The organism is Flavobacterium sp. CSZ (assembly GCF_015350725.1).
GTDB lineage: Bacteria > Bacteroidota > Bacteroidia > Flavobacteriales > Flavobacteriaceae > Flavobacterium.
Genome location: NZ_JADKPQ010000001.1, coordinates 330,700 through 343,264, shown reverse-complemented (window position 1 = coordinate 343,264; position 12,565 = coordinate 330,700). Strand labels below are relative to the sequence as shown.

At 36.3% G+C, this 12,565-nt stretch carries 12 protein-coding genes; 6 read left to right on the top strand and 6 right to left on the bottom strand.

The window, feature by feature from the left end; genetic code table 11:
* Nucleotides 1–67 precede the first annotated feature (67 nt).
* Nucleotides 68–886 carry an alpha/beta hydrolase gene (locus IRZ78_RS01475; RefSeq protein WP_194614831.1) on the bottom strand — a complete coding sequence of 273 codons (819 nt, stop codon included), beginning with the start codon at nucleotides 884–886 and terminating at the stop codon, nucleotides 68–70.
* Nucleotides 887–1,342: 456 nt separating this feature from the next.
* Nucleotides 1,343–1,684, bottom strand: coding sequence for a helix-turn-helix domain-containing protein (locus tag IRZ78_RS01470; RefSeq protein WP_194614830.1), 342 nt, complete (start codon nucleotides 1,682–1,684; stop codon nucleotides 1,343–1,345).
* Between the two features lie 123 nt (nucleotides 1,685–1,807).
* On the opposite strand from IRZ78_RS01470, the gene IRZ78_RS01465 reads away from it, so the two are divergent.
* The 4 genes from IRZ78_RS01465 to IRZ78_RS01450 all read left to right on the top strand — a co-directional run bounded on the left by IRZ78_RS01465 (nucleotide 1,808) and on the right by IRZ78_RS01450 (nucleotide 4,599).
* On the top strand, nucleotides 1,808–2,347 hold the full coding sequence (locus IRZ78_RS01465; RefSeq protein ID WP_194614829.1) for a YceI family protein: 540 nt from the start codon (nucleotides 1,808–1,810) through the stop codon (nucleotides 2,345–2,347).
* Nucleotides 2,348–2,584: 237 nt separating this feature from the next.
* Nucleotides 2,585–3,154 (top strand): Crp/Fnr family transcriptional regulator, encoded by a 570-nt coding sequence (locus tag IRZ78_RS01460; protein ID WP_194614828.1) that lies wholly within the window; start codon nucleotides 2,585–2,587, stop codon nucleotides 3,152–3,154.
* Between the two features lie 128 nt (nucleotides 3,155–3,282).
* Nucleotides 3,283–4,074: a type 1 glutamine amidotransferase domain-containing protein gene (locus IRZ78_RS01455; RefSeq protein ID WP_228520318.1), complete on the top strand. Its 792-nt coding sequence runs from the start codon at nucleotides 3,283–3,285 to the stop codon at nucleotides 4,072–4,074.
* 213 nt (nucleotides 4,075–4,287) lie between these two features.
* Nucleotides 4,288–4,599 (top strand): putative quinol monooxygenase, encoded by a 312-nt coding sequence (locus IRZ78_RS01450; RefSeq protein ID WP_194614827.1) that lies wholly within the window; start codon nucleotides 4,288–4,290, stop codon nucleotides 4,597–4,599.
* A gap of 78 nt (nucleotides 4,600–4,677) precedes the next feature.
* Here IRZ78_RS01450 and IRZ78_RS01445 read toward each other — a convergent pair whose 3' ends face one another.
* The 4 genes from IRZ78_RS01445 to IRZ78_RS01430 all read right to left on the bottom strand — a co-directional run bounded on the left by IRZ78_RS01445 (nucleotide 4,678) and on the right by IRZ78_RS01430 (nucleotide 8,050).
* Entirely contained in the window at nucleotides 4,678–5,304 is a 627-nt protein-coding gene (locus tag IRZ78_RS01445; protein WP_194614826.1) for an NAD(P)-binding oxidoreductase, read from the bottom strand.
* A gap of 1 nt (nucleotide 5,305) precedes the next feature.
* Nucleotides 5,306–6,112 carry an inositol monophosphatase family protein gene (locus IRZ78_RS01440; RefSeq protein WP_194614825.1) on the bottom strand — a complete coding sequence of 269 codons (807 nt, stop codon included), beginning with the start codon at nucleotides 6,110–6,112 and terminating at the stop codon, nucleotides 5,306–5,308.
* 81 nt (nucleotides 6,113–6,193) lie between these two features.
* Nucleotides 6,194–7,054: a helix-turn-helix transcriptional regulator gene (locus IRZ78_RS01435; RefSeq protein WP_194614824.1), complete on the bottom strand. Its 861-nt coding sequence runs from the start codon at nucleotides 7,052–7,054 to the stop codon at nucleotides 6,194–6,196.
* Between the two features lie 111 nt (nucleotides 7,055–7,165).
* Nucleotides 7,166–8,050, bottom strand: a complete 885-nt coding sequence (locus IRZ78_RS01430; RefSeq protein ID WP_194614823.1) for a LysR family transcriptional regulator — start codon at nucleotides 8,048–8,050, stop codon at nucleotides 7,166–7,168.
* Nucleotides 8,051–8,249: 199 nt separating this feature from the next.
* Between IRZ78_RS01430 and IRZ78_RS01425 the strand changes: the two genes are divergently transcribed.
* Complete coding sequence (locus IRZ78_RS01425) at nucleotides 8,250–9,389, top strand: efflux RND transporter periplasmic adaptor subunit (RefSeq protein ID WP_194614822.1); 1,140 nt, start codon at nucleotides 8,250–8,252, stop codon at nucleotides 9,387–9,389.
* A gap of 17 nt (nucleotides 9,390–9,406) precedes the next feature.
* A complete protein-coding gene (locus IRZ78_RS01420) occupies nucleotides 9,407–12,562 on the top strand; it encodes an efflux RND transporter permease subunit (RefSeq protein WP_194614821.1) in 3,156 nt (1,051 codons plus the stop codon).
* Nucleotides 12,563–12,565 lie beyond the last annotated feature (3 nt).

The window sequence follows — 12,565 nt, the reverse complement described above, 5'->3', positions numbered from 1 at the left end:
CAAAAATAGAAACCTCCAAAATCAAATGACTTTGGAGGTTTTTTTTATAAAAGCAGTTCGTAATTCCTTACGCTTTCAAAAATTCTAAAATGTCTTTATTAATAGTATCTGCTTCTGTTGTTGGCATGCCATGAGGGAATCCCGGATACGAAATCAGTTTTCCGTTTTTTAATAATTTTGCAGCTTTAGGTGCTTGATTGTAAGGTACAATTTGGTCATCTTCCCCGTGCAAAACAAGAACCGGAATATCTAAACTTTTAAGATCTTCTGTAAAATCCGATTCAGAAAATGCTTTTATTCCTTCATAATGAGCCAGTACAGAACCCATCATTCCCTGACGCCACCAATTGTGTTTTATTCCTTCCTGAACAGTTTTTCCTTCGCGGTTCCATCCGTAAAACGGAATAGGGAAGTCATAAAAATATTGCGCTCTGTTGAATCCGGTACCTTCTCTTATTTCATCAAAAACAGACAGTGGAACACCATCAGGATTTGCTTCATTTTTTATCATTATTGGCGTTACGGCACTAATGATAATTGCTTTGGCAACACGGGCTTTTCCGTATTTTGCTGCGTAGCGTATTACTTCTCCGCCACCTGTAGAGTGCCCAATATGAATTGCATCTTTTAAATCCAGAGCGGCAGTCAATTCAGCTACATCTGCTGCATAAGTTTCCATATTATTTCCTTCTGAACTCTGACCGGAACGCCCGTGTCCGCGTCTGTCATGTGCAATAACGCGATATCCCTGTTTCAGGAAAAACATCATTTGTGCATCCCAATCATCAGCAGATAAAGGCCATCCGTGATGAAAAACTATTGGTTGTCCTGTTCCCCAATCCTTGTAATAAATTTCTGTTCCGTCTTTAACTGTAATTGTACTCATCTTATTTTGGTTTTAGATTAATATATTTTAATTCAATCTAAGTTTTTGATCTTTTTATTTTGACTTAGATTTCTTGTACAAATTTATATAGGATGTAAAGACCTATCCGTTAATCTAGATTAAGTAATGACGTTCTCAAAATTAAATTACATCTAAAGAAGTAAATAGTGATTGATTTTTTTGTCTTTCAAATTTAATTATATTTTTATAATTATCTGTAAATTATGTGATTACAAAATTATTTAAATGTGAAATATTTTTTAAGAGTTTTGTTACAGGACTATAATTCAAAAAAAAGCACATAGAAACATAGATTTTTTATCTGAAAAGACAAAAAAGAAATACATTTTTTACATAGCAAGTTATGTGCATTTAAAATAAGTGAAACGCCTTTTTTGAAGGTCTAAAATCTATGTTTCTATGTGTTAAAAGTAATATAACCTATGAGTTACAATATTATTTTTCTAAAATTTCTTTTCTAAAAATAACGCCCCAGTTTAGGATTTCGTCTAATAATTTCCTCATTGTCAAACCCAAAGGCGTAAGCGAATATTCTACCGTTACCGGCATACTGTCATAAAGCGTACGTGTAATAATTTTATTTGTTTCTAAAGCTTTTAGTTCCTGCGACAGCATTTTGGGTGAAATATCAGCAATATCTCTTTGTATTTCTCCAAAGCGTTTGTTGCCATGAGTTAATGAAATAATAATTGGCAAACGCCATTTTCCCTGAATTACTTCTAAAGCATCCCTTGCAACCAGCAATCGATATTGGCAAACATCATCTTTTTGACTCATAATTATTAGATTTTAAAAACATGCACTTACGCGAAGGTAACTACTTACTAAAAGGTAACTACTATATTTTGTATAGCAAATATAGATAATTTTGTCCTGATAATAAATAGTAAAAAAAGAATTATGACAAACAAAACCACTTGGGTAATAGACCCATTGCACTCCGAAGTTTTCTTTAAAATTAAACACTTAGTTATTTCTACTGTAACAGGTTCATTCAGAAAATTTGAAGGAAATATAATTACTGATGGTACAGATTTTAGCAATGCAAAAGTAGCAATCACCATCGACGTAAAAAGCATCGATACCAATCAGCCGCAACGTGATGATCATTTACAAAACGGAGACTTTTTTGATGCGGATACTTACCCGAAAATTACTTTTGAGTCTACATCGTTTGTAAACACCGGAGGTAATGATTATAAAATGATTGGAAATCTAACCTTGAAAGGTGTAACTAAACCAATTGATTTAAAGGTAGAATACGGCGGAACTGAAAAAGATGGACAAGGCAATATAAAACACGGCTTTGAAGTAATTGGGATAGTGAATCGAAAAGAATTTAGAATGACATGGAACAAAATGACAGATTCCGGAGGCCTTGGATTAGGTGAAGATGTTAAACTGATCGGAAACATTCAGGTCAGTCAATTAGCGGAATAAGTTAGACTTTTTTAATCTCGCAAAGACGCAAAGTTTACCTTTCCTGATAATTTTTATCTTATGGAAAGTAAGCACTAAATAAGAAGACAAAGCTAAAAAAAACTTAGCGCCTTTGCGAGATTATTTCACTCCAATAAAAAATCCTTGCTCCCGATAGCTATCGGGATCGCGGTTAAATTAAATTAGCAATCTAAAATTAAAAACTAATCTTCTATCTTTGAAAAAGTAAAACAAACTATGGAAAAGCTGAGAAAACATATTGAAGAAATAATACCTGTTACTGACGAGGAGTTTGAATCTATCAAACCCTTTTTTACAATAAGAAGAGTATTAAAAAATCAATATCTTATTCAGCAAGGCGATGATGCAAAATATGAATACATCATTATGAGCGGAATTTTCAGGGTTTTTTATCTGGATGAAGATGGCAAAGAACACATCGTGCAATTTGCTACAGAAAATTGGTGGATGTCTGATTACATCGCCTACTTCAATCAAAAACAAGCCAATATGTATGTGGTTTGTATGGAACCCGGAGAAGTTTTGTGCCTGACACTTGAGGGCAGGGAACAACTCTCGGTTACGCTACACAAAATGGAACACTTTTTTAGAATAAAGCTTACCAAAGGTTTTATTGCGCTTCAGCAAAGAGTGATTTCATTACTATCTAATAATCCGCAGCAGCGATACAAAGAATTTGCAGAGCTGTATCCCAATCTCATGCAAAAAATCCCCAAAAAATATATTGCAGAATATCTCGGGGTAAGCCGCGAAACCCTCAGCAGGCTTTACTCCGGCAATAAATAATATACCTGTTTAACTCAAAGTGTGATTCTCGTCACACTTTTTTTGTGACTTTGCTCCTCGTATTGAGGAGTAGAGCTGGCATAAATTTGCCCTATAAATAATTCATAACAACCTAAAAAATTATAGCCATGAAAAAATTGATGATCCTAACAGCAGCACTTGCCTTATTTTCTTCTTATGCACAAAATCAAAAAGAGAACAAAGCAGTAAAACAAAACACAACTTCTAAAAACGAAACAAAAATGAGCAAGAAAATTTTAATTATTGTATCCAATGCCAATGCCATTGGACCAAGCAACAGAAGAACAGGAACATTTCTTCCTGAAGTAGCGCATCCTTATGCAGAATTCGAAAAAGCAAATTACCAGATCGATTTTGCGAGCTTAACCGGAGATACGCCTTATCTAGATGCTCTTAGTTTAGCAAATGATACTGCAAATCTGGCATTTCTAACAGGAAAAGGTTGGGAAACAATGCAAAAAGCCGTTAAACTATCGACTGTAGATGTCACTAAATACGATGCTGTTTTTGTACCAGGCGGACTAGCACCGATGGTCGATATGCCGGAAAACGAATTGCTGAAAAAAGTTATCAAAGAAACCTACGAACGAAATGCAGTTGTAGGAGCTGTGTGTCACGGTCCGGTTTCATTATTGAATGTAAAACTAAGTAACGGAACTTATCTGGTAAACGGTAAAAACATTACCTCTTTTACAGATGAAGAAGAAAGAGGTTACGCTATTGCAGATGTGCCTTTTTTATTAGAAACCGCACTAACCAAACAGGGAGCAAAATTTCACGCTGCCGCAAATTGGTCTGCGCACAGTATTGCCGATGGTAATTTGGTTACAGGACAAAATCCGGCTTCTGCAAAAGGAGTGGCAGAAAAGATGATTGTTATTTTAGAATCTAAAAAGTAATATAATCATAAGCTAATAACCATAATCTTGTCATTTCGAGGAACGAGAAATCACACAAGAAATGCCGTCCAGAATATTGCCAATCTTTGTCGAGTTACTAACGGAGATTGCTTTGCCGGTTCGCTGTCGCTCGTTTCCTCGTTCCTTGGGATGACAAGATGAAGGCTACTATTTCTTGAATTTAAAAACATATTAAATTAAAAAAATATAAAAATGGAAAATCAAAGTCCAGTTCATGTTTTTGCAACGTGGAAAGTTAAAGAAGGTCAGATTGAAAACGTTTTAAATTTACTAAAAACAGTACATGACGAAAGCGTTCAGGAAAAAGAAAATCTGTTTTATACCATTCATCAAAGTAATTCAGATTTAAATACGGTACTATTATTTGAAGGATATACAAGTGAGGCTGCTGTAACAACACATCGAAATTCATCCTATTTTCAGGAGATTGTTTTGGGACAGATTGTGCCTTTATTAGAAAGTAGGGATATTGTATTGGCGACGCCTTTAGATTATTTAAAATAGTAAGGATTTTAAATAGCAGCGAAACTGATACATAATAAAACAAAAAAAAGTAACAGCCATAAGCTGTTACTTTTTCTATTAATTCGTCAACGCAACATATTGATAAAGCCTTTTGGTGTTTTCGGCCTCATTGATTAAGTAGTCAGCAACATCGGCTCTTGAAATCTTGCCTACTTTCATTCCTTTCTGAATTCCGCTTATGGCTTTATAAGCCAAAGCTGCATCATGATTAGTAAGGATTCCGGGCCTTATGATTTCCCATTTTAGGGAACTGTTTGTGATTATTTCTTCCATTTTTGTTTTATTGATATATTGGTCTTTCAGGAATAAAGAAATCACCGTTTTCATAAAAAAGCTTAAGTATTTTTTACTTTCCCCGGCTCCAAAACCTGTTATTACTAAAATGGGTGAAGAGAAATTTAGATCATTGGTAACCTTTATCAAAGTACTTGCGATATCAGAAAATAGAGTAGTTGCTTTTTTATTTTTTGTTCCAACGGTAATAAGTACAGCATCAGAACCTTTTATGGCATTTTTTAAATCTACGGGTGATGTAGCGCTGCCATTTATTTTGATGAGATTGGGATGATTCGGGATCTGATTCGTGTTTGTTGACAAGGCTGTTACGGTATGTCCCTTTTTGAGCGCTTGCGCTACAGATAGCAGTCCAATTCCGGCTCCGGCTCCTATGATTGCTATGTTCATTTTAGTTTTTGGATTTAATTTGTAGATATTTTTCAGCAGTATTTTTCGGTGCGACCAATATACTTTCGCTTCCCCATTTCCATGCACTTCCGGCTGTTGTCAGGATTTCGGCACCAGCTTCTTTCGCAATAAGTAATCCGGCAATCCAATTATAAGTATCAAGATCTTCCTGAACAAATAAATCAATTCTTCCTGCGCCAACATAAGCCAATTGCAATCCGTGTGGTCCATAATTTCTAACTATTCCATAATTGCGGATAAGTTTTGTTATGGTAGCGCCAATTTTTTCGTTTAAATCATTATCTGATTTATCCTGATGACCATATTCAAAAACAGTAAGCATAATAGCCGGATCTGTTTTATGGCTAAGTTCCAGTAATTTGCCATTCATAAAAGCGCCTTCACTATCTTTTGCCCAAAACATTTCATTGGCTAAAGGATCAAAAATTACAGAAAAGAAAGGTTTTCCATCCCGAATTAGCGCCAGATTGATTGTCCATCCTGCAATATGCTGAAGATACTGAATAGCGCCATCCATGGCGTCGCAAAGCCAGTATTCCTGATCTTCGGCCGGTTTTCTTTGCGAATTGGTATCAAACTCATCGCCAATATGCCAGGGCGTATTAGGGAATTCTGCAGATAGATCTTCTTTTAAAGAACTCAGGCACAAAGTGTCGATATATTCTAATTGTTTCAAAAGCGCATCCATAGTTTGCGGAATAGTATTTTGCTTATAGTCTTTTAAAAAGACGTTCCCCACTTTTCGTACTGCATCGAGTATGATGGGAATATTAATTTCGTTTTGCATATCAATTAAAGTATTAATTACAATGCAAAACTAGTGGCAGTAGGAGGTTTTAATGTAGTTTGAAAGAAGGGAAGGATAGTTCTAATCACGGAATTTTTTCCGAAATTCAAGAGGAGTGAGGCTGGTTACTTTTTTAAATAGTTTTCCAAAGTAAACAGCTTCGTCATAACCCACCTCATAAGCAATTTCCTTTACGCTGTTATCTGTAAAATACAGCAATCTTTTGGCTTCCATAATAGAGGCTTCCTGAATATGTACAGACACTGGACTTCCGGTTAATGATTTTACAGTATCATTTAAATGTGCCACCGAAATAGAAAGTGCCGATGCATATTGAGCGGGCTGTTTCCAGGTTTTGAAATGCTCTTTTGTTAAGTTTATGAAAGATTCCTTAATGATAATACTTCTGTTTTCCTTTGTTTTATCAATCGCTGCAGCAGCAACTATTTCGCCCGCTATTAGACTTAAAAGTGCATGTAATAAGGAATGAATACTTTTTTGAATATAAGGATTTGTGTTTTCTAATTGTACTTTTTCAATTAAATCCATCAGAATATGAAGCTGTTCCCCAAATTTAGATTCTGCCTGAAGCAAAAAAGGATTACTAATTTTATTTTCTAAAAGCTGTAATACCTCTTTACTCACCAGCGCAGGATCAAAACTAATCATCCATCCTTTCGGATTTTCTACTGCTATAATATGATGTACCTGTTCAGGAAAGATACAAATTAAGGCAGGCGCAGTAAATTCAACATTTTTGAAATCAATATTCAATCGAAATGTTCCTTTTACAGCGAACATCAATTGGCAATGATTGTCCCTGTGTGGCTTCGAGATATCGTGTTCTTCAACATCCTGATCTTCCATATTAACAATAATAATTCCTGCCTTTGCAAGAGGCGAAAGTTCAAATTGTTTGATAATATGGTTTTTGTTTTTCAAGATGATAAGATACTTTAAAAATGTAATTGAAGGTTTGTCTACAAAAATAGACACTAAATTTTACATATCCGGGAATATAAAAAGTCAAATTTCATTACAAAAGCAGACTTTTTATTTTAATAGTTTTTTTACCATTTCAATCTGGTCTGTAGTAACATTGTTTTTATTATAAGCCAGATAGATCGTATTTTGAGTAGGGTTAACGCCTTTCCATATTTCTTTAATATGGTTTTGCTCAATATCATCCTGAACTAAATAATCGGTAGCAATTGTAATTCCCGAACCAAAACGAATTCCTTTTAGAATCGAATTATAATCCGGAATAACAAAACGTGGTTTTATGGTAGGACGCTTTTTAAAATTCTCCAGCCAAAATCGTCTAATGATAGCCAGATCACTACTATACGCATACCAATCCTGATCGCAAAGCCATTTTTCGGCCTTATCCAATTCATTATTTATTATAAAATGGTAAAATTCAGCAGTATCGAATTCTTTATTGCCAACAAGAAGCAAATTGGCAGCAAGAATAGGTTCGTAAACAATGTCTTTCTCGTCATTGCGATTTGAAGTGATGACAAAATAGAGCTTTCCTGAATTTAATTTTTGCATTAATTCTTTGGTAGGACAAAATTCAAAAACAAGATTTGCCGGCGCCTTACTGATTTTCGGGGCTAATACTGTATAGAAAAACTCTTTAGATGTGCCAATACAAGTCAGAGGTATATTCGAAGAACGTGTATATCTAAACTCCGCTTCGATATATTCTAATTTCTCAATAGCGTCAATTACCTGAGTATAAAATAGTTTGCCATAATCTGTTGGCACCATTCGGCGTGGTTTACGTTCGAATAACTGTTTACCCACATGCGCTTCAAGAGCTGATAAATGCTGACTTACATTGGGCTGTGAAATAAGCAGTTCCTGTGCAGCACCCGTTAGCGTACCCACCTGATATATAGTCTTAAACGTTCTGTACCATTCCATGTCTACCATGATACAAAGTTATTTATTTTTTACCTTTTAGATAGTATTATCTATAATTTGATTTATAGATAACTATAAATTATGCTATTTCCTTTATAAGTAATTCCGACACACCTTTGCATGCAGTTTTAGAAACTTCAATTCAAAATACCAGTATTGAAAATTTCTTTCCAATTCATTATTAATCCATTAAAAATTATTTATTGTCATGCAGCAACATTTAAAAGCATTGCTTAGTACTATATTCCGAACGTCCATGGTCGGTTATTGCTTATTGGTTTTACAGGGATGTTCCTCCAAAGAAGAAAAAGAAAAAACAGTCACTCCTTTAGTCTCAACTGTTACAGTTGACACCACTTCGGTCACTACTGAATTAGAATTTTCAGGTATGCTCGAAGGAATCAGCAATATCGAAATAAGACCTCAGGCAGAAGGATATCTGGAAAAGATATTTGTAGACGAAGGCGCTTATGTACGAAAAGGACAGCCATTGTTTCTTATTAATGATACGCCTTACAGCGAACGATTGAATCAATCCTCGGCATCATTACAAACCGCGTTGGCGAACAGAGAAAAAGCCCGAATTGAAACCACAAGAATTCAAAAATTAGTAGAGGGAAAAGTAGTTTCGGATGTGCAGCTCAAAAATGCCCTGGCAGAATTGAATGCCGCCAATTCAGCCGTTCGACAAGCAGAAGCTGCAAAGAAGAGTGCCGCGATCAGTAAAGGTTTTACGCTTATAAAAGCACCTGTAAACGGTTATGTGGGCAAATTGCCTTATAGAGTAGGAAGTCTTGTGGGACATAACGAACCTGAACCTTTATCTGTGGTTTCAGATATCAATACCATGTATGCTTATTTCTCGATGAGCGAAGAAGCTTTTTTACAATTCAAACAACATTATGCCGGAAAGACAATAGAGCAGAAAATAAAAAATATTCCCTCTGTTCGTTTAATGCTTCCTGATAATACTTTTTATGATCAGGAAGGAAAGGTTGATCTTGTTCAGGGACAGTTTGAGAAGTCTACCGCTTCTATTATGTTCAGGGCTTCATTTCCTAATACCGGCGGTCTTTTGCGCTCAGGAAATACCGGAAAAATCATCATGTCACAATACAACAAAAACGTAATTCAAATTCCGCAATCAGCCACTTATGAATTGCAAAACAAAGTCATGGCGTATGTGGTCGAAAAAAACAATAAGCTAAAAAGTGTATCGGTAAAAGTTGCACAAAAAACAGCATTACATTATATCATTTCCGAAGGATTAAAACCCGGTGACCTGTTAGTATCAAAAGGACTTGAACGCTTGCATGAAGGCATACAGGTAAAAGTATCCAATAAATAATCTATCCTTTTTAAGTTATGTTAAAAAAAATAATCGACAGGCCGGTTACGGCTACTGTCATCTCATTGATATTGGTAATACTCGGTTTTTTAGCCCTGGAGAAATTACCAATGGAAACTTTTCCGGAAATTGCGCCGCCTTCTGTTGTAGTTACTGCGAGATACCCCGGAGCCAGTGCCGAAGCCGTTGCGCGTTCTGTAGCTACGCCATTAGAACAAGTAATTAATGGTGTAGAAAATATGATCTACATGACATCATCGTCTTCAAACGATGGTACATTAACGATTACGGTGTATTTTAAACTCGGAACCAATCCGGATCAGGCGGCGATTAACGTGCAGAACAGGGTTTCGCAGGCCACGAATCAATTACCTCAGGAAGTGGTAAAAACGGGAATTAGTACGTCTAAGCAAAATAACAGTATGATCATGATTATTGATCTTGAAAGTACCAATCCCAATTACGATTCGGCTTTTTTGAACAATTACGATTTGATCAATATTATACCCGGAATTCAACGTATTCAGGGTATTGGAAAAGCGCAGGTATTTGGAAGCAAGGATTATGCGATGCGTATTTGGCTGAATCCGGGAAAACTGGCCAGCTATCAAATGACGGCACAAGAAGTCATGAAAGCCATTGATCATCAGAATATCGAAGCCGCTCCGGGTAAATTTGGAGAAGGAAGCCCAACAGCTTTTGAATACACCATTAAATACAAAGGAAAACTGAACAAAGAACCCGATTATGAAGATATTGTGATCAGGGCAAATCCAGACGGTTCTGTGTTACGATTAAGAGATGTTGCCAAAATAGAATTAGGATCGTTAGATCATGTCTATGCATCGGCACAAACGCTGGATGGACATCCTGGAATTGGAGTTGCAATCTTCCAGACGCCGGGTTCTAATGCCAATGATATTCAGATCGAAATTCTGAAGTTTATGGAAGAAGCTAAAAAGAGTTTTCCAAAAGGAATCAGCTATAGAGCTACTTATAGTACAAAACGCTTTCTGGACGCTTCTATCAGTCAGGTAGAACATACTTTGGTAGAAGCTTTTATACTGGTATTTATTGTCGTTTTTATTTTTCTTCAAGATTTCCGTTCTACACTTATTCCAGCCATATCAGTGCCTGTGGCGATTATCGGGACGTTCTTTTTTATGGGTGTCTTTGGCATCACCATAAATTTACTGACACTTTTTGCCCTCGTTCTGGCTATTGGAGTCGTGGTAGATGATGCCATTGTCGTTGTCGAGGCGGTTCATCATAAATTAGAACACCATTCGACCGATGCTAAAAAAGCGACAATCAGCGCGATGGGAGAAATTACAGGAGCCATTTTATCTATTACTTTAGTAATGTCGGCGGTATTTTTACCTATTGGTCTTATCGAAGGTCCGGTTGGGGTGTTTTACAGACAGTTTGCTTTTACGCTGGCGATTGCTATTGTGATTTCGGCAGTAAATGCCTTAACCTTAAGTCCTGCTTTATGTGCCGTTTTGCTTAAAAACAAACATGCAGAATTGTATGAGGACAAACATAAAAAAGGTTTACAAAGATTCTATGAACTTTTTAATATTGGTTTTCATGCAGCAACAAAAAGATATACGAATGCAGTTCTTTTTCTAATTAAAAGAAAGTGGCTGGCTTTGGGTGGTTTGGTTTTGGTTACTATTTTAACGGTAGTATTGGCACGCAACACGCCTCAGGCATTTATCCCTACAGAAGATCAGAGTTTTGTTATGACGGCTTTAAGTATGCCTCCGGGAACATCGTTGGAACGTACCAAAGCGGTAACTACCGAAGCAAGTAAAAAGCTAAGTAAGTTCGAAGGCGTATATTTTAATGCGATGGTGAACGGAAGCAATTTATTGGCCAACTCGGTTTCTCCATCGTACGCAGCTTCGTACACCATATTAAAACAGCCCGAAGAACGAGGAAAAGTAAAGGACATCAATAAAATTATGGATTCGATTAAAACCGTATTTGATGGTTTACCCGAAGGATCTTCGTTTACGTATTCGATGCCAACTGTTCCGGGATTTGGAAATGTAGATGCCCTGGATGTTGTGCTAAAAGACAATGCTGGAGGTTCAATTGATAAACTGGCTCAGGTAAACGATCAGTTTATAAAATCACTTAAGGAAAGAAAAGAAATTGCTGCGGCTTTTACATCGTTTAATGCCAAATTTCCTCAGTATATGCTGGATGTTGATGCAGTTAAGGCCAAACAATTGGGACTTGACGTAAGTACAATTCTAGAAACCATGCAGGCCTATTTTGGAAGTATTTATTCTTCTGATTTTAATCGCTTTGGGAAATATTATCGTGTGGTGGTTCAGGCCGAAGCGCCTTTTAGAATGGATGAAAACGCATTGAATGAAGTATATGCTAAAAACGATCAGGGGAAAATGGTACCGCTAAAATCTGTTGTGCAACTAAAACGTGTTTTTGGTCCCGAAGTCGTTACGCATTTAAACCAGTCGACTTCTATTAATTTGAATGTTCAGGCTAAAAAAGGCTATTCGACCGGAGATGCCATGAAAGCGATAAACGAAGTGGCAGAAACGCTTCCGTTAGGCTATTCTCATGAATATACCGGAATGGCGAGAGAAGAACAACAGGCAGGAAACCAAACGATATTTATCTTCGGAATCTGTATTTTGTTTGTGTATTTCTTATTATCAGCCCAATACGAAAGTTATCTTTTACCATTGGCGGTAATCTTGTCTTTGCCAACCGGAATTTTTGGAGTATTTGTATTCATCAATTTAATAGGCGTTACCAACAATATTTACGTTCAGATTGGTATGATTATGCTTATTGGTCTTTTGGCTAAGAATGCAATCCTTATTGTAGAGTTTGCGGTACAAATGCGTCATAAAGGCAAGTCTTTGGTAGAATCGGCTTTGCAGGCTTCGGCATTGCGATTACGTCCAATCTTAATGACTTCTTTCGCCTTTATTGCGGGATTATTGCCTTTGCTGTTTGCTGGTGGTGCCACAGAGCAGGGAAACCGTTCTATTGCATCAGGAACCATAGGAGGAATGTTCTTTGGTGTGGTACTGGGAATTTTTATAATACCGGTTTTATTTATCGTATTCCAATCTTTACACGAACGTTTTTTTGGTTTAAAAATTACACCTGTAGCAGACCAACATTTAATTTAATCC